Genomic DNA, 18,487 nt, shown 5'->3' on the forward strand with positions numbered 1-18,487 from the left:
CCGGCGGCCGGGTCGTCTATCGTGGGCGACGCCGATCCCCTTGCCCAGAGGAAGCGTTCATCCTGGTGACAGCGCACCTGGCCCTCGTCCGCCCACTGCCGGAGCTGCTCCGGGAGAACGCGAGGCGCCACGGCGCCAAGACCGCCTTCCGGGACGGCCGTTCCCGCCTGACGTACCGGGAGCTGGAGCAGCGCACCGGCCGGCTCGCGGGCCACCTCGCCGCCCTGGGCCTGCGGCACGGGGAGCGGGCGGCGATCCTGCTGGGAAGCCGGGTGGAGGCGGTGGAGAGTCTCCTCGCCGTCGTCCGGGCGGGCGGAGTCGGGGTGCCGCTGGACCCACGGAGCACCACCGCCGAACTGTCGTACCTGCTGGACGACAGCGGGGCCCGCGTCGTCCTCACCGACCGGTCGGGCCTCGACCGGCTGGCGCCGCTGTCGGCGGAGCGCTCCGCGCCGAAGGTGGTGCTCGTCCCCGACTCCGGTACGGGGGCCTCGGCGCCAGAGGCGTGCGACGGCACGGCCGGCCCCCTGCCCTACGACGTGCTGGCCGCCACCGAGCCGCCCGCACCGGCCCCGGACGATCTCGGGCTCGACGAGGTCGCCTGGCTCCTCTACACCTCGGGATCGACCGGGCTGCCCAAGGGCGTGCTGTCCACCCAGCGCAACCGGCTATCGTCGGTGGCCGCCGGCTTCGCGGGCGTCCTCGGGCTGTCGGCCGACGACCGCCTGCTCTGGCCGCTCCCCCTCCACCACGCCCTGGGCCAGGTTTTGTGCGTGCTCGGGGTGACCGCGACCGGGGCCTCGGCCGTGCTCCTGCCGCGCTTCTCGGCGGCCGGCGTCCTGACGGAACTGCGGCGCACCGAGGAGCCCTGCACGCTGCTGGCCGGGGTACCCGCGACGTACCGGCAGCTCCTGGAGGCCGTGGGCGAGGACGGGCTCGGCGCCCCGGCGCTGCGCGGCTGCGTCAGCGGGGGCACGGCCGCCTCCCCGGCCTTCCAGCGGACCTTCGAGGAGGTGTGCCGGGTCCCCTTCCTCGATCATTACGGGAGCACCGAGGCCGGGCCCGTCACCATGACCGCGCCGGGGGCCGCCAGGGCGCCCGGCTCGTCCGGCCGCCCCCTGCCGGGCATGGTCGCCCGGATCGGCGACGGGAGCGGCCACCGAACGTCCGGCGAGGGCGAGTTGTGGGTCTCGGGCCCGGGAGTCATGGCCGGGTACCACGGGCGGCCCGAGGAGACCGCCGAGGCGCTGCGCGACGGCTGGTACCGCACCGGGGACCTGGCCCGGATCGGTGCCGGCGGCGAGATCACCCTGACCGGCCGGGTCAGCGAGGTGATCGTCCGGGCCGGGCAGAAGGTCCACCCCGCCGAGGTGGAGGCGGTACTCCTCTCCCTGGACGGAGTCCGGGACGCCGCGGTGGCGGGTGTCCCGGACGAGGTGCAGGGGGAGGTCCCGGCCGCCTACCTGGTCCCGGCCGAGGGCGGGGCGCTGGACCGGGGCGCGGTGCTCGCCGCCTGCCGGGAGCACCTGACGCCGTTCAAGGTGCCCGCCGCCTTCCACGAGGTGGCCGACATCCCGCGCACCGCCTCGGGCAAGGTGCGGCGGTTCGCCCTCGCCGGGCTGCCCGCGCGGCCCCTGCCCACCGGAGCCCGCCCGTCCACGGAGACGGGCACGGCGGAGCTGACGGACCTGGTGCGGACCGAGGCCGCCGCCGTGCTCGGCTGCACGGCGCCCGAGGTGGAGGCGACCACCGCCTTCCGCGATCTGGGGCTGGACTCGCTGACCTCCACGGTGCTGTGCGACCGCCTGTCGGCGGCGACCGGGGTGCCGCTCTCCGAGGCCGCGCCCTTCGACTTCCCCACCGCGGCCGCCCTGGCAGTGCATCTGCGGGCGCGGCTGTCCGGCGGGGCGGCGCCGGCGGCGGCGGGCGGCCCCCAGGAGTCCGGCGCGGACGACGACCCGGTGGTCGTCATCGGTATGGCGTGCCGCTTCCCCGGCGGCGTGGAGAACCCCGAGGAGCTGTGGCGCCTCGTCGACGAGGGCACCGACGCCATCACCCCCTTCCCCACCGACCGGCAGTGGGACCTGGACGAGCTGTACGACCCGGACCCGGACCGGACGGGACGCTCCTACGTGCGCGAGGGCGGTTTCCTGTCCGGCGTGGACCGCTTCGACCCGGCCTTCTTCGGGATCTCGCCGCGCGAGGCGCTGGCCATGGACCCCCAGCACCGGCTGCTGCTGGAGGTCGCGTGGGAGGCCTTCGAGCACGCGGGGATCGATCCGGGCACCGTGCGCTCCACCCCCACCGGTGTGTACGCCGGACTGATGTACAGCGACTACGCCAACCGTCTGACCCGCACCCCGCGGCAGGTGGAGGGCTACCTCGGCATCGGCAACGCGGGCAGCGTCGCCTCCGGCCGTATCGCCTACCTCCTGGGCCTGGAGGGTCCCGCGGTCACCGTGGACACGGCGTGCTCGTCGTCCCTGGTGGCGCTGCACCTGGCCGTCCAGGCCGTGCGCCGGGGCGAGTGCGCGATGGCTCTCGCCGGGGGCGCCACGGTGATGTCGGCGCCCCACGCGTTCGTCGAGTTCAGCAGGCAGCGCGCGCTCGCCCCGGACGGCCGCTGCAAGGCGTTCGGCGCGGGGGCGGACGGCACCGGGTGGGCCGAGGGCGCGGGGATGGTACTGGTGACGCGGCTGTCGCGGGCCCGACGGGACGGGCACCGCGTGCTGGCCGTGGTGCGGGGGTCCGCGGTGAACCAGGACGGCGCGAGCAACGGCCTGACGGCGCCGCACGGGCCGGCCCAGCAGCGGGTGATCCGGCAGGCGCTGGCGGACGCACGGCTGTCGCCCGCGGAGATCGACGCGGTGGAGGCGCACGGCACGGGCACCCGGCTCGGCGACGTCATCGAGGCGGAGGCGTTCCTGGCGGCGTACGGCCGGGCCGGTGCGCGCGAACACCCGCTGTGGCTGGGCTCGGTGAAGTCGAACATCGGGCACACGCAGGCGGCTGCGGGGATGGCGGCCGTGATGAAGATGGTCCAGGCGATGCGGCACGGTGTCCTGCCGCGCACGCTCCACGCGGAGGAACCCAACCCCGGCGTCGACTGGTCCTCCGGCGCGGTGTCGCTGCTGACCCGTGCGACGCCCTGGCCCCGGACCGGACGGCCCCGGCGGGCGGGGGTGTCGTCCTTCGGGATCAGCGGGACCAACGCGCACGTGGTGCTGGAACAGCCGCCCGCCGAGGATGCGGGGGCGCCGGACCGTGCGGCGGGAGCGGCGACCGTGCGGGTGGGAGCGGAGCGCGCGCGGCCCGTGCCCTTCCCCGTGTCGGCGCGGAGCGCCGAGGGGCTGCGGGCACAGGCCCGGCGGCTCCGCGCCCACGTGGCGGAGCATCCGGGCGTCGACCTGCTGGACCTCGGCTTCTCGCTGGCCACCACGCGCGCCGCCTTCGAGCACCGCGCCGGGCTGGTCGCCGGTGACCGGGACGAACTCCTCGCCCGGCTCGGTGCGCTGGAGCGGGGCCGCTCCCAACCGGGCCTGACCACGAGCGGGCCCCGCCCCCCGGGCCCGGTCGCCTTCCTCTTCACCGGCCAGGGCAGCCAGCGGGCGCGCATGGGCCGCGAGTTGTACGAGGCCCACCCGGCCTACGCCCGTGCCTTCGACGAGCTCTGCGCGCTGCTGGACCCGCTGCTGCCCGAGCCGCTGCGGGAGGTGGTCTTCGCCTCCGAGGAGACCGGCTCCGACGAAGGCCGGCGGGCGGCGCTGCTCCACACGACGCGTTTCGCGCAGCCGGCCCTCTTCGCCGTGGAGGTATCCCTCTTCCGGCTGCTGGAGTCCTGGGGTGTCCGCCCCGGCCTGGTGGCCGGGCACTCGGTCGGCGAACTGGCGGCGGCGCACGTCGCCGGGGTGCTGTCCCTGGCGGACGCCTGCACCCTGGTCGCGGCGCGCGGCCGGCTGATGGACACGCTGCCCGCCGGCGGGGCGATGGCCTCGGTGCGGGCCGAGGAGAGCGAGGTCGCCGCGTACCTGGCGACCCGGCCGGGTGTGCTGGACATCGCGGCCGTGAACGGCGGTTCGGTGGTCGTCTCCGGGGACGGCGCCGAGGTGCGGGCCGCAGTGGAGCACTGGCGGGACCAGGGGCGCGAGACCCGTCGCCTGCGGGTGAGTCACGCCTTCCACTCGGCCCACATGGAGCCCGTGCTCGACGCCTTCGCCGAGGTCGCGCGGGGCATCGGCTACGCGCCGCCGACGCTGCCCCTGGTGACGGCGGTGGGCGGCCGGCCCGCGACCGACGAGGAGCTGTGCTCGCCCCGGCACTGGGTGGACCACGTGCGCCGGCCGGTCCGTTTCGCCGACACCGTGCGGTACCTGCGCGAGCGGGGAGCCACGCGTTTCGTGGAGCTCGGCCCGGACACGGCGCTCGCCGGTCTGGCCCGTGACTGCCTCTCCTCCGAGGCCGGCGCGACGGACGACTCCGCGCCCCTGATCGTCCCGGCCCTGCGTGGCGGGCGGCCCGAGGCGGCGACGCTGCTGAGCGCGGTCGCGGCCCTGCACGCCCACGGCCTGGCGGTGGACTGGCCCGCCGTCCTCGCCGGGCGCGGCGCACGGCGTACGGCGCTGCCCACCTACGCGTTCCGGCGCGCGCGGTACTGGCTGGAGGCGGACCCGGCCGGCCCGGCGGCGGAACCCGGCACCGCAGGGCACCCGTTCATGCGCACGGTGACACCGACGGCGGCCGACGGCGGGCTGTTGCTCGGCGGGCTGCTGTCACCGCGCGAGCACCCGTGGCTCGCCGACCACGCGGTGCTGGACACGGTGCTCCTGCCCGCGACGGCCTTCGTCGACCTGGCGCTGCACGCGGGCGAACGGGTGGGGGCGAGCGTGCTGGCGGAGCTGACACTGACGGCCCCGCTCCCGCTGCCCGCCGGCGAGACGGTGGAGCTCCAGGTGAAGGTGGCGGGGGCGGAACCGGACGGCCGCCGGGCCGTGGTGTTCCACGCCCGGCCGCACACCCCGGGCGGCGAGGGCGGCCCGTGGACCCGCCATGCCTCCGGCGTCCTCGCCCCCGCCGGAGCGGGCCCGGCACGGAGGCCTGAGCCCACGGCCGCGTCGTCGCCCTGGCCTCCGCCGGACGCGGTCCCGCTGCCTCTCGGCGACGAGGCGGGCGGTGGCCTCTACGCACGGCTCGCGGAGAGCGGACTCCGTTACGGGCCGGTCTTCCAGGGCCTGCGGGCGGCCTGGCGGCTCGGGGACGAACTGCTCGCCGAGGTCGCCCTTCCGCGGGAGGCGGACGGGCACGCGTTCGCCCTGCACCCGGCGCTGCTCGACGCGGCCCTGCACATCCTGCCCGTGGACCGGGCCGCTCCCGGCGGTGGGGCCGGGGCGACGCTGTCGCTGCCGTTCACCTGGAGCGGTGTACGGGTGCACGCCTCCGGCGCCCGTTCGCTGCGGGTGCGGGTCCTGCGGGAGGAGGGGGACAGGGCCCGCCTGGAGCTGACGGACGACACCGGCGCGCCCGTGGCCACGGTGGACTCCCTCGCCCTGCGGCCGCTGACCCCCGGCCAGTTGAACGGCGTACGGGCGCCCGTCGAGGGCCTGTTCCGGCTGGAGTGGACGCCGGCACCGGACTCCCCTGCGCCGGCGTCGGCGCGGCCTCCCGCGTACGGGCTGCTGGGCGAGCCCGGTCCGCGGCTGAGCGAGGCCCTCCGGCAGGCGGGCGTCCGGCCCGTCGCGTACCCGGACCCGGCCTCGGCGGCGCCGGACGCGCCGGCCGTCGTGATCGCCTGCCCTCCACCCGGCGGCGCGGACGGCAAGGACCAGGCGTCGGCCGCGCACCGGGCGGCCGCGTGGGCCCTGCGGCTGGTGCAGGAGTGGCTCGCCGAGGAACGGCTCGCCGGTTCCCGCCTCGTCGTCCTCACCTCGGGTGCCGTCACCACCGGCGCCGACCCCGGGCCGGGCCTTCCGGGCGACGACAGCGCGCTCGTCCACGCCCCCGTGTGGGGGCTGCTCCGCTCGGCGCAGACCGAGAACCCGGCCCGGTTCACCCTGGTCGACACCGACGACGACCCGGCCTCCGCCGGGACCTTGGCGCGGGCTCTGACCGGCACCGAGCCCCAGACAGCCGTACGCCGCGGTGTCGCGTACGTGCCGAGCCTGGTCCGGGCCTCGCGCGCGAGGACGGGCACGAGCACCCCGCGCCGGCTGGACCCGGACGGCACCGTGCTGGTCACCGGGGGCTCCGGTTCGCTGGGCGCGGCGTTCGCCCGTCATCTGGTGGTGGCGCACGGGGTGCGCAACCTGCTGCTGGCCGGGCGGCGCGGGGAGGCCGCGCCCGGCACGGCCGCCCTGTGCGCGGAGCTGGCAGGACTGGGCGCGCGGGTGCGGGTGGCCGCCTGCGACGTCGCCGACCGTGCCGCGCTCTCCGCGCTGCTGGCGACCGTCGCGCCGGAGCACCCGCTGACCGGTGTGGTGCACACCGCCGGGGTCCTGGACGACGGGGTGGTCCCGGCCCTGACTCCGGAGCGGCTGGCGCGTGTCCTGCGGCCGAAGGTGGACGCGGCCCTCGCCCTGCACGAGCTGACACGCGGCCAGGATCTGGCGGTGTTCGCGCTGTTCTCCTCGGTCGCCGGGGTCTTCGGCTCCGGCGGGCAGGCCAACTACGCGGCGGCCAACGCGTTCCTGGACGCGCTGGCGCGGCGCCGGCGGTTGCTCGGGCTGCCCGGCACCTCCCTCGCGTGGGGGCCGTGGGAGCAGAGCGGCGGGATGACGGCCGGCCTCCGGAAGGCGGACCTGCGCCGGATGACGCGGTCCGGTTTCGTCCCGCTGCGGACCGAGGAGGGCCTGGCCCTCTTCGACACCGCCGTCGAGGGACCGGAGGCGGCCCTGGTGGCGGCCCGTCTCGCGCCCTCGAGGGCCGCGGCGCCGCCCGGCGCGCCGCTCACCCGTCTGCCGGGCCTGGTGCCCGCACGGCGGGTGGCCGCCTCGCCCACGGGCCCCGGGGACGAGGACGACGCCTCCGTGCGCCGGCTGCTGACCGCCGCCGCCCCGGGTGAACGGGGCGCCCTGCTCCTCGCGCGGGTCCGGGCGGAGGCCGCCCTGGTCCTCGGCCACGGCTCGGAGCCGGCCGCGGTCGAGCCGGACCGTGCCCTGTCGGAGCTGGGGCTCGACTCCCTGGCCGCGGTCGAGCTGCGCAACCGGCTCGCCACGCTGAGCGGCCTGCGCCTGCCCGCCACCCTCCTGTTCGACCACCCGACGCCGCGTGGGGTCGCCGGCCACCTCGCGGAACACTGGACCGGGGACGCCCCCGTTCCCCCCGGCCGCGCGGCGGCGGAGTCCGGCCCGGCGGCTCCTCGCCCGGCCGGCTCCGCCGGGAGCGTCGTCTCTCCACGCCGGCAGGAGGACGCGGCGGCTCCGGCCGTGCGGAGCGGAGCCGAGGACTCCGTGCCGGCGCTCTTCCGCACGGCGTGCGCCCGGGGCAGGGCGTGGGAGGGCATGGTGCTGCTGACGGTCGCGGCACGCTTCCGTGAGGTGTTCGACGACACCGGGGCGCCGGGCGCACGGCCCGCGGCCGTCACCCTCGCGACCGGGGGCCGGGGGCCGCGCCTGATCTGCTTCCCGGCCGTCAGCGCGCTCTCCGGACCGCACGAGTACGCGCGTTTCGGCCCGGCCCTCCAGGGCCGGCGTCCGGTGGCGGTCCTGCCGAACCCGGGGTTCCTTCCGGGCGAGCGGCTGCCCGCCGATCTGGCCGTCTCCGTCGCGGCGCAGGCCGCCGCCGTCCGTGCCTGCGCGGGCGACGAACCGTACGTCCTGGTGGGGCGTTCGGCCGGCGGATGGGTGGCGCACGCCGTCGCCGAGGAACTGGAGCGTGCGGGAGGAGCGCCGTCCGCGGTCGTCCTGATCGACACCTATCCCGCCGAGGACGGCGGCCCCGGCCTGGCCGGCGCGGAGGGGACCGCGCTCTCGGCGATGACCGCGGGCATGCTGGACAACGCCGCCCAGTTCGCCTCGGCCGGGACCGACCGGCTCACCGCGATGGCCGGCTACCTGGAGCTCTACGCCGGGTGGCGTCCCAGGGCCCTCGCCGCGCCCACCCTGTTCGTGCGGGCGGCGGACCGGCTGCCCGGCATCGGGCCCGCCGAGCCGTGGCACCTGCCGCACGCCGAGATCACCGTGCCCGGCGACCACTTCACGATGCTGGAGGAGCACTCCCGGACGACCGCCCTCGCCGTCGACACCTGGCTCTCCGCCCACCTCGGCGCGGGCACCCGCGACCCCGGTGGAACCGCTCCCCTGCGCTGACACACCGGTACGGCGGGGCCGGCCGGCACGGCGTGCGGGCGGGCGCCGCTCCCGGTGCCACGGGCGGCGTGCGGGATGCTCCGGACGCCCGCCGGGGCCGGGTCAGCCGGACTTCGGCGGGTTCTTCGCGTCGAAGGCGAAGAGGGTGTTCTTGTCGGCGGCCACGACCACCGCGCGCCCGGCGAGGGTGACCCGCGGGCTCGCCTCGACCTCGCCCGTCAGCCCTTCCGCCCGCGGGTCGGTCGACCACAGGGCCCTTCCGTCCTCCGGCGCCAGCGCGACCACCCGGCCGGTGGCCGAGCTGAAGTACAGCGCCCCGCCCCCGGCGACAGGGCCGGAGGCACCCTCCACGCTGGTCTGGCGCGACCACTTCCTGCGGCCGGTCGCCGGGTCGAGCGCGCTGACCAGTCCGGTCTGCCCGCTCACGTAGACGACCCCGTCCGCCATCCCGGGCGTTCCCCCGTACGTCCGGTCCAGCCGGGAGTACGTGGCCTTCCCGGCGGCCATGTCGACCAGCGCGATCCCGTCGTAGCCGGTGAACGCCGGTCCCTCCATGTGCTCCTGGAGGAGGACGAGCTTCCCGTCCGCCTCGCCGGCGAACACGGCCGGGCCGTCGACCGCCACGGGCTCGCCCAGCTTCCCCGAGGCGCGGTCGAGGGGGTGCAGGGCGGGGTGTCGTACCTCGGTGGTGTCCAGTTCAGCGTCGGACGCGCACATCGCGAGGAGCCGCCGGCCCTCCTGGACGGGCACGCACCGCCTGCCCTCGGGGAACGGCGTCGCCCAGACGATCTCGCCGCTGCGCGCGTCCCGCGCCTCCAGACGTGAGTTGGCGCCGTCGACCATGACGACGGCGGAGCCGGACACGACGGCGTCCTGGGAGCGGCCGGAGACGGCCTTCGACTGGGCCCCGGTCGCCGCGGACCACAGCTTCCGGCCGTCGTCCGCGGCGAGGGCCACCACCTCGACGGGCGGGTCCTGCGGGACGTCCTGGTCGGCGATGCGGTAGCCGAACACCGCGTCCTCGGCGGCGCCGACCAGGTGCATCCCCTGAACGGGTACGCCCGGGCTCTTCACCGTCCACTCCCGTGAACCGTCGCGGGCGTTGACGCGGGTCGCGATCACACCGCCGCCGCCGCAGAACAGCGCGTCGCCGCGTGCGACGCAGCGCAGCTCGTCGGGGATGTCCTCGCGGCCGCCCGCCACGGTCCTGCGCCACGGCTCGAAGCCGTCCGGCAGCGAGCCGCTCGGCGCGGCGACGCCGGCGCCCTTGTCCGCGCCCTCGTCCCCGTCCGGACCGCCAGGGTCGAGCGCGGCCACTCCTCCGGCGATCGCCGCCACGGCTACCGCGGCCGCGAGCACGGGCCGCCACCGGTCGCGCAGCCGCCGGCCGGCAAAGGTGCCCGCCGCCGCGCCGGGCCCGGCCGGAACGGCGGCCGGTACCGGGGTGGAGTGCATCGCGTCGTGCTGCTCGGTGAGCACGTCGCGGGTGCGCCCCGCGCCGGGCCCGGCTGCGTCCCTGCCGCCGAGGTCGGCCGGCAGGTCGCGCAGCAGTACGAGCAGTTCGTCGGCGGAGGGACGGCCTTCCGGCTCCTTGTCCAGGCAGGTTCCGACGACCACGCGCAGCGCCTCGGGCACCGCGCCGAGCGAGGGCTCCTCGTGCACCACCTGGTACGCCGTCATGTACGGGCTGTCCGCGTCGAAGGGCCCGCTGCCCGTCGCCGCGTACACCAGCAGGGTCCCCAGCGAGAAGACGTCGGAGGCGGGCCCCACCCCACGGGGCGCCTGCAACTGCTCCGGCGACATGAAGGGCGGCGTGCCGATGACCCGCCCCGTCATCGTCAGGGTCTGCTGGTCGGCGGCGCGTGAGATGCCGAAGTCGATGACGCGGGGGCCCTCGGGCGAGAGCACCACGTTGGAGGGCTTCAGGTCGCGGTGGACGACACCGACCCGGTGGATGTCGCGCAGCGCCTCGGCCAGTCCGATGGCCAGCCGCCGCAGTTCGGCCCCGTCGAGCGGGCCGGCGGCGGCGATGTGCTGGGCGAGGGTCTCCCCCTCGATGTACGTGGTCGCCATCCACGGCTGCTCGGCCTCGGGTGCGGCGTCGACCACGGCGGCGGTGAACGCGCCGCTGACCCGCCGCGCCGCCGCCACCTCCTGCCGGAAGCGGATGCGGAACTCCTCGTCCGCCGCGAACTGCTGGTGGATCAGCTTGATCGCGACAGGCCGCCCCGAACTCGTCCGGGCCAGGAAGACCGTGCCCATCCCGCCCGACCCGAGCCGTGCCTCCAGCGGATAGCCGCCGATCTCGGCCGGGTCACCTCCCCGCAGCGACACTCTTCCGGCTCTCCCATCCCCCGTGCACCTCTGCCACCACGGGCCCGCGTACTGTCCGGGACCCAAACTATCGGGAGCGCGGCAGGTGGTGGCAACGCGGGTGGCGCACACCAGGGCCGCCGATGCTCCCCGCCCCCGGTCGCACACCGGGCCGAAAGCCGGGCAGGAACCGGGCCTTCCGCGCACACGGTGACGGTCACGGCTCCTTCGCCTCCGAGGCAACCACCAGCCTGGTCACCGCCGCCGTCCACGCCCTGTCCGACGCTCCCCGCCGACGGGCGAGGGCGCGGGGGCGTGGGGGCGCGGCCGGCGTCGAACGGCCGCCGTCAGGGCCCGGACCGCGCGGTCGCCCCGCCCGGCGGGCGACGGGCCCCGGCCGGCGCCACCTGGTGGAGGAACCACTCCAGGACAGCCCGGACGGCCTCGCCCTGGCCGGCGAGGACCTCCAGGGGGAAGGAGGGGCGCAGGTCGAGTTTGGCCTCCGCCAGGTCGACGCCTTCCACCGCGTTGAACCGCTCCAACAGCGCACGGCGTGTCGGCTCGTCGTCGAAGGGCGGCCGCCGCTTGAGGTGCTGGAACACCACCTCGACGGTGCCGCTCACCGGGTAGAGCGCGACCGGCCACAGGGCACGCGGCCCGTGCGGTCCCCGGCCCTCCACCATCGGGAGGCAACTGGTCTCGTTGCCCTTGCCGTAGACGTGGTGGCCGCCCGACTCCTCCCAGGACCGGAGCACGGCCAGCACACCCTCGACGACCTCGGGCGGCTGGTGGTCCCGGAGGAGCGCCTGGAAGCGGGCGGCCGCGCCCGGCCCACCCTGCTCCGCGCTTCGGGCCGCCGGCACGGGGACACTCTCCTCGGACGCCTCACGGCCCACCAGCACGGCGAGGTCGGCGGCGGTCAGGCGGTGCGCTCTGCTCGCCCGCCCGTTGCCGTCGAAGGGAACCCCTTCCGCCTCCAGTATTTTCACGGGGTCGCCGGAGTACCGGTCGTCGCCCCAGCGGAAACCGCCCGCGATCCGTCCGCCCGCGGTCAGCACCCGGTAGGGGCAGTGCAGACCGGTCCTGGCGGCCAGGTGGTTCCCGACGGCGACGGCGCTGGTGCCGATGGCCGCGGCCAGGTCGCCGTACGACGTCCACGTGCCGGCCGGCACGGCCGACAGGATGTCGCGCAGCTCCCGCCATCCCGCCCACTCGTCGTCGGCCCGGGCGATCCCCTCCAGCGGTCCCGGCCACAGCCGCACGGCGCGATCCGCCAGTTCCTCGGCCCGGGCGGCGATCTCCGCGCGCCCCCACCGCTCCTCGGCGGCGATCCGCTGGTTCATCCGCAGGGCACTGGCGTCCAGCAGTTCCTGCTTCCGGCGGAACGGGTGGTTGGACAGCTTCGCGTTCTCCCCTGTGAGGGTCAGGTTCCCGAGCGTGTGCACGAGCAGGCCGTGGAGTTCCTCGGGGCTCTCGCCGTCGCCGGCCTCCTCGGCCAGCAGGTCGAACCACTGCTGGGCCGGGCGCTGCGGCAGGACGTGCTCGACGGTGAGGTTCGCCAGGGCGTAGTCGACCGGCTCGCTCGACCCGTAGCTCTCCTCCAGCCTGCGCAGGATCTGGAAGCGCTGGCCGGCACGGCCGCTCTTGTAGAATGGGCGGGTGCGGATCGCCTCCCGGACGGTGTCATCACCGGGCCAGGCCCGTGGGCCGGTGCGGTGGCGGGACAGCAGGCGCCGCACCGCCTCGGCCGGGGAGCCGTCCTCGCCGAGTTCCCTGGGGAGTTCCATGAACACCCGGTTGCTGCCCGTCGTGGAGAGGCCCGCGAGGAGCCGGCGCACCATGTAGCTCTCGGCGTAGGCGAGCGCGGCCGCCGCGTCCTCGGCCGTGGCGCGGCCCTCGTCCATCAGGTCGAGGAGGTGCAGGGCGAGCGGATAGTGCACCTGGCCACCCCACCGAGCCAGGCGTTCCAGCACGGTACGCATCCGCGGGTGCGGCTCCCGTGCGGGTTCCACGACGCGCATCAGCCGCTCGGCGCGGACGGCGAGGCGGACGATCTCGCCCGCCAGCGCCTCCTCGTCGTCGACCAGCGGTTCCAGGCGCTTCTTCTGGTCCCGGTAGATGTCGCCCTGGCGGGCCCGGCTGTTGCCGGCGACGACCAGGTCGAGCCAGACCAGCAGTTCGAGGTTGTCCGGGCCGAGCAGCTCCTGCATGGGCAGCCACCACTTGCGGTGGACCTCCTCCCCCTTGGCGGGCAGGTACATGAAGAGGTAGTTGCGCAGCAGGTCGCTCTGGCTCAGTCCCACACCCGTGTTGTTGATCGACTCGAAGATCCGGTAGACGTTGTCGCCCTCCGCCGCGGTGATCGCGACGATGGACAGGCAGCCGCCCAGCACGGATTCCACGGCGTCCAGCCAGACCGCCCCGCCGCTCTCCGCGCCGTCGGCCAGCACCGCGCCGAAGAAGCGGTACGCGGCACCCACGTTCCCCGCGCCACCGGCCTTGGGCAGGGTGTCCAGGCAGGCGGTGAACGCCTCCCGGTCGGCCTGGGTCGGCAGCAGCCGGTAACGGTCCAGGCCGTCCTGATAGGCGTTGACCAGGAGCAGGTCGTTGATCTTCGCCGCCCTCCGCTCCTCCCCGCGGCCACGGAACTGGTCGCGCAGAGCGGTGAAGGCGAGCATGAGTGTGGTCATCCGCTGCTGGCCGTCGACCACGAGCCAGCGCCGCATGCCCCCGGCCGCGACCCGCTCGGGAGCCAGCACCACCGACCCGAGGAAGTGCCCGCCGGCAGCGCCGCCCTGCTGCCGGTCCTCGACGGTCTCGAGCACGTCGGCCCACAACTGTCGCAGCTCTTCCCGCTGCCAGCTGTACGTGCGCTGGTACAGGGGGACCTGGAACTGCTGCTCCCCCTGGACGAGCTTGCTGAACGTGGTTTCCTGAGCGTGCACGCGCGTACCCTCCCCGACCGATGCGCCGAGGCGCCATTCTCGCCCACGGCGCGAGGTGATCGACCGGAACGCCCGCACGCGTCACCTCTCCGGTGCGCCCCTCGCCAGGACGCAGTCGCCGCACGGGGAGCCGTTCGGCGCGAGGTGGTAGAGGCAGCAACTGCGGCGGCGGAAGGCGAAGCCGGGGGTGGTGAGCGTGCCGGTTCCCGCCAGGTGTCCGGTAACCAGGAGCCTGGTCGTGAGGGCGGTGAGCGGGCCGTGCGCTCCGGGGCGGGCCGTCAGCACGGCGCGGGCTGCTTCGGCGAGCGCCGAGGCGGAGTTGCCGTCCAGCAGGCGCGGAGCGATCTTGACGCGCAGACCGTCGGCCAGGCCCAGCAGGTGCGACGCCGCCTGCGCGTACAGGGCGTCGGCGGCGGTGGCGTCCAGGCTGTCGACGCGCCAGCCGGCCGGACGCGGCAGCCGCAGCGCGGGGCCCTCGTCGGCCCGCTGGAGTTCCGTGAGGTCCAGCACGATGCCGTGCAGCACGGCGGTGGCCAGGAGTGGCGACCAGAGGCGGGCCGCGTGGCCGAGCTGGGCGATGGAGACGCCGACGCGCGGCTCCCGGGTGCGGTGGCGGCGCGCCACGGCAGCGACGAGGTCGGTGCATCCGGCGGCGTGGGAACGGGCGAGCGGATGCCAGCCCTCGTTCGGACCGCCGGCCCGCAGGACGAAGAAGCCGCCGAGCCCGGCCACTTCGGCCAGTGCGGCGGTGACAGCGCCGGCCGGGGCCCGGGCGTCGGCGGGCAGGCCCGACGCGAGCGGGTACGCGCCGGGCCGCCCGCCCTGGCCTGTCAACGGGCCGTTCGCCGTCGCGGTGGCGTGACGGTGTGGAGGTCGAGGATGTCCGGCAGGGGAGCCACGCCGGGGCCGCCGGCGCGTGCCCAGGCGGCGATGTCCTCGGTGGCCTCAGGGTCGTTGACCAGTCCCAGCCAGACGGGCCGGGCGCCGTTCGCCCGGCCCTGCGCGGAAGGCTGGACCACGACGACGTTGGCCTGCTCGCACACGTCGAGGCAGTCGGAGACCCGTACCGGCACCTGGGCACGCAGCCGCGCGGTCTGGGCGGCGTGGTCGATTCCGGGCACCTTCGCGGTACCGCAGCAGCAGTCGCGGCAGACCACGACCCGGCAGGGGGCCGGTTCCCGGCTGGGCGGGACGGTGGCGGCGGGCATACGGCATCGTTCCTCTCTCCGGGGAGATCCGCCCCGGGGTGGTGTCGAGGAGGCGACCGCGTGAGTCTCCTGGCTCTCGGGTCGTCGCCCACCCCGCGCCTTCCCACCCGGTCAGGGCAGTGGTCGTGTGCGGGGCTCGCTCGCCGATCACAGTGGCGGGACCGCGCCGGATTTCCACCGGCTTCCTCGTTCCGCCGTCGCCTTTCTGCGCCTCATCCTTCCATCCCGGCCGGTCCGCCGTCCGCCGGGGGACGTAGGTGAGTGCGCGGCCGCCGGGGTACACGCCGGAGCGGTGCGAGGACGCCTCGCCGGAAACAGCCAGGGGCTGCGCGGACGGGCTCTCCCGGACCACTCGCTCCCGGGTGGTTCATGGCGACATGTCAACCGACCATGATCCCTCACCCGAGGTCGGTCGAGGACAACTCCCTGGCGGCCTCACACACGGCACCGGCGGTCACCGGACGGCCCCCGAGCGGAACGCGCGAGCGCTGACAGCCGTCCCGCGCGACGACGACGGGCGAAGGGGCGGGCGGACTCCCTTACGCTCTGACCGGAGGTGGGAATGTGGATGCCGGAACGGTGGCTTTACGGGTGGGGTCGGCTGCGATCACCCCGTTGGTCAGGAAACTCTTCCGGAAGGAGCAGCCAGGCGCGGGCCTGGTGGCCGAACCGGTGCGGATCGGTTCGCTGGTCTCCTTCCGGGGTGAGAAGCGCGCACTGACCGTCGACGATCTCGAGAAGCTGGTGTGGCGGCTGCTGGAGCGAGCGGTGGCAGCGGCTGGACCTCATGACACTCCCGCGCCCGGCGAACACGAGGCCGTGGTCCGGTCCCTGGCGCTCTCCCTGTACCGGCTCGGTGACCTGGAGATGGACGACGTCCAGGCCGTGGCGCTCGGGCCTGAGAAGCTGGCGGCCACTCTGAGCGCGAGGCCACACGACCTTCTGTCCGAGGATGCCGATCAGCTCCACGACCAGTTGCTCCAGGTGGCCTGCCTGCACATCATCGACTTCTTCACCAGGCGTTCCACGTTCGTGGCCCGCACTTTGGTGGAGGAGGCCCGACAGACCCGGCGCCTGGTCGAGGCCATCGACTCACTCACGCAACGTCTCCCCACCCGGTACACCGAGGACGCCGGCTTCGAGGAGCGCTATCGGCGGCACCTGGTCCAGCGGCACGGGCGCCTCACCGTCTTCGGCATCGAGGTGGACGACGACTGGCCCTTGGACGACGCCTACTTGAGCCTGGAGGCGGTGGACGGCAAGACGCAGCGGACGGATACCGAAGCCTCAGCCGATCACGGCCGGCCGGCCGACCGGCCAGAGCGGGCCGAGCAGGCTCTCGCGGGCAGGGAGAGGGTGTTGCTGCGCGGTGTCGCCGGTGCCGGCAAGACCACTCTTGTGCAGTGGCTGGCCGTCACCACCGCTGAACGCCGCCCCAGCAGAGACCTGGCCCACCTCTTCGGACGCGTGCCGTTCGTCCTGCCCTTGCGCTCTCTCACCCGTGCGGGGCGGGAACTCCCCACTCCCTCCGACTTCCTGACAGCGGTCGGGTGTCCGCACACGGCGCCGTCCGGGTGGGCGGAGCGCGTCCTCACCGCCGGGCGCGCCCTGCTTCTGGTGGACGGCATCGACGAGGTACCGGAATCGCAGCGGGACGGCACGCGCCGATGGCTGCGCGACCTGCTCCGCGAGTTCCCCGGCAACGTCTGGCTGGTGACCGCACGGCCCTCGGCGGTCCGCGAGAACTGGCTGGGCGCCGACGAGTTCCACGAACTCTCCCTGACGCCGATGAACGGTGAGGACGTCACCACCTTCATCAACCGCTGGCATGCCGCAGCCGGAAACGCTCAGGAGGAGGCCGACCGCCTGATCGCGACCGTCCGCAGCAGGCAGGACCTCTCAAGGCTGGCGACCAACCCCCTGATGTGCGCCCTGATCTGCGCCCTGCACCGGACCAGCCGAGGCTTTCTGCCCCGAGGACGCGAGGAGTTGTACGAGGCGGGTCTACGCATGCTGCTGGAACGGCGCGACCTGCAGCGGAGCATCGACGACGGCGTGCAGATGGATTACAGGTCCCAGGTTCTGCTTCTGGAAAGGCTGGCCTACTGGCTGATCCGCAACGGCCACTCCCAGATGGACCGGGAGGACGCCATCGCTCTCATCGACCAGACCCTGCCCGCCATGAACCGCGCGGTGGTCACCGCGTCCTCCGCCGAGGAGGTGTACCGGCGTCTGCTGACCCGCTCCGGCCTGCTCCGTGAGCCCGCCGAGGGTGTGGTCGACTTCGTGCACCGCACCTTCCAGGACTATCTCGCTGCCAGGGCCGTCATCGAACACCGCGACTTCTCCCTCCTCGTACGCAACGCCCACCTGGACCAGTGGGAGGACGTCGTCCGCATGGCCGTCGCACACGGCAGGCCCCACGAACGCGGGCGCCTGCTCACCCAGTTGCTCAGGCGCGGTGACAAGGTGGGCCGACACCGTGTCCGGCTGCATCTTCTCGCCGCCGCCTGCCTGGAACACGCCACCGAACTGGATCCAGAAGTGCGCCAGGAGGTGGAACTGCGCGCGGCAGCTCTTTTGCCGCCCAGGACCTACAGCGAGGCGAAGGCGCTGGCCGAGGTGGGGCATGTGACCCTGGAACTCCTCCCGGGCCCGGAGGGGCTGACCGAGCACGAGGCGGCGGCCGTCGTCTGCGCGGCCGCCCTGGTGGGAACCGACACGGCTCTGCCGAAACTTGCCGAGTACCGGGACCATCCCTCCCCGAACGTCAGGAACGTCATACTCAGCGAATGGGGCGAATTCGACCACGCGAGGTACCAGAAGGCCATTCTGTCCGGCCTTTCATTGGAAGGAAGACCACACCTCCTGGTGCGCACGCACACCGAACTCGCGGCCTTCTCGCATTTCCCTCCCCACCCCTACGTGGCACTGTTCGGACCCTTCACGGGCCCTGAGATCACGCGGGCGCTGTGCGACAAGAACATCGAGGAGCTCTCACTGAGCTGTGAGCGCCTCACCCACCTCGACTTTCTCCAGGCGTACCGCCACCTGGGCCGTCTCTCTCTCATCGACGGCCCCATGGTCGCCGATCTCTCCCCCGTCGTGGAGTTACCCCTCCGCGAGCTGCTCCTGCGGCAACTCCCCCGGATGAGCGACTACCACTGCCTGAACGCGCTCACCGGTCTCCGGAAACTCTTCGTGGGTGACGGAATGACCTGCCGTGACCTCGACGCGCTGCCCACCACGGCGCCGCTCGAGGACCTGGGCGTTCCCAGCACCGTCACCGACCTCACGCCACTTCGCGAGTTCTGGCCGGCATTGACCACCCTGCGCCTCAACGATCCTGACGAAGCACCCCTCCCGCCGCCGCCCAGCGGGCTGAGGACACTGGCCGACATGCCGTCGTTGTCCACGCTGGCGTTCAGCGCGCGCCTGGTGGGTGCCTTCGCCACCGCGGGCGCCGCGTTTCCTCGTATCGAGTCGCTCCGGCTCGTGGATGTCGAGGACGGTCACGACCTGGCGGAGGTGGTCGCCGCCTTCCCCGGGCTCAGAGAACTGGCTCTCGCGGCCGGCGAACGGCCGGCGACGGTGGACGCCGCTCCGCTTCACGGAATCGGCACCCTCCGTTCCGTGGAGGCCCTGGGCACGGTGCGACTGGTGAACACAGCGCGTGTCTCCCAGGCGTCGGTGCGTCAGCCACCTGAGTCCCGGTACTGAG

6 protein-coding genes and 1 riboswitch are annotated in these 18,487 nt (G+C 74.8%); of the genes, 2 read left to right on the forward strand and 4 right to left on the reverse strand.

What is annotated here, in order from left to right:
- Nucleotides 1-65: 65 nt before the first annotated feature.
- On the forward strand, nucleotides 66-8,300 hold the full coding sequence (locus Sdia_RS19995) for a type I polyketide synthase (RefSeq protein ID WP_229830369.1): 8,235 nt from the start codon (nucleotides 66-68) through the stop codon (nucleotides 8,298-8,300).
- Between the two features lie 102 nt (nucleotides 8,301-8,402).
- Here the strand turns inward: Sdia_RS19995 and Sdia_RS20000 are convergent, their stop codons facing one another.
- The 4 genes from Sdia_RS20000 to Sdia_RS20015 form a co-directional block, all read right to left on the reverse strand.
- Entirely contained in the window at nucleotides 8,403-10,634 is a 2,232-nt protein-coding gene (locus Sdia_RS20000; RefSeq protein WP_100453810.1) for a serine/threonine-protein kinase, read from the reverse strand.
- A 326-nt stretch (nucleotides 10,635-10,960) separates the two neighbouring features.
- Nucleotides 10,961-13,558, reverse strand: a complete 2,598-nt coding sequence (locus tag Sdia_RS20005) for a GmrSD restriction endonuclease domain-containing protein (protein WP_189499909.1) — start codon at nucleotides 13,556-13,558, stop codon at nucleotides 10,961-10,963.
- Nucleotides 13,559-13,639: 81 nt separating this feature from the next.
- Nucleotides 13,640-14,344 carry a (2Fe-2S)-binding protein gene (locus Sdia_RS20010; RefSeq protein WP_100454383.1) on the reverse strand — a complete coding sequence of 235 codons (705 nt, stop codon included), beginning with the start codon at nucleotides 14,342-14,344 and terminating at the stop codon, nucleotides 13,640-13,642.
- Between the two features lie 44 nt (nucleotides 14,345-14,388).
- Nucleotides 14,389-14,766: a hypothetical protein gene (locus Sdia_RS20015; protein WP_100453808.1), complete on the reverse strand. Its 378-nt coding sequence runs from the start codon at nucleotides 14,764-14,766 to the stop codon at nucleotides 14,389-14,391.
- A gap of 63 nt (nucleotides 14,767-14,829) precedes the next feature.
- Nucleotides 14,830-14,953: riboswitch (cobalamin riboswitch) on the reverse strand.
- Nucleotides 14,954-15,357: 404 nt separating this feature from the next.
- Between Sdia_RS20015 and Sdia_RS20020 the strand changes: the two genes are divergently transcribed.
- Nucleotides 15,358-18,486 carry an NACHT domain-containing protein gene (locus Sdia_RS20020; RefSeq protein WP_371874280.1) on the forward strand — a complete coding sequence of 1,043 codons (3,129 nt, stop codon included), beginning with the start codon at nucleotides 15,358-15,360 and terminating at the stop codon, nucleotides 18,484-18,486.
- Nucleotide 18,487 lies beyond the last annotated feature (1 nt).

It is taken from the genome of Streptomyces diastaticus subsp. diastaticus (assembly GCF_011170125.1).
Taxonomy (GTDB): domain Bacteria; phylum Actinomycetota; class Actinomycetes; order Streptomycetales; family Streptomycetaceae; genus Streptomyces; species Streptomyces diastaticus.

What these genes read in the sequence shown, in the direction of transcription:
- Sdia_RS20015 (WP_100453808.1), bottom strand. Translation starts at nt 14,766, where the DNA reads ATGCCCGCCGCCACCGTCCCGCCCAGCCGGGAACCGGCCCCCTGCCGG.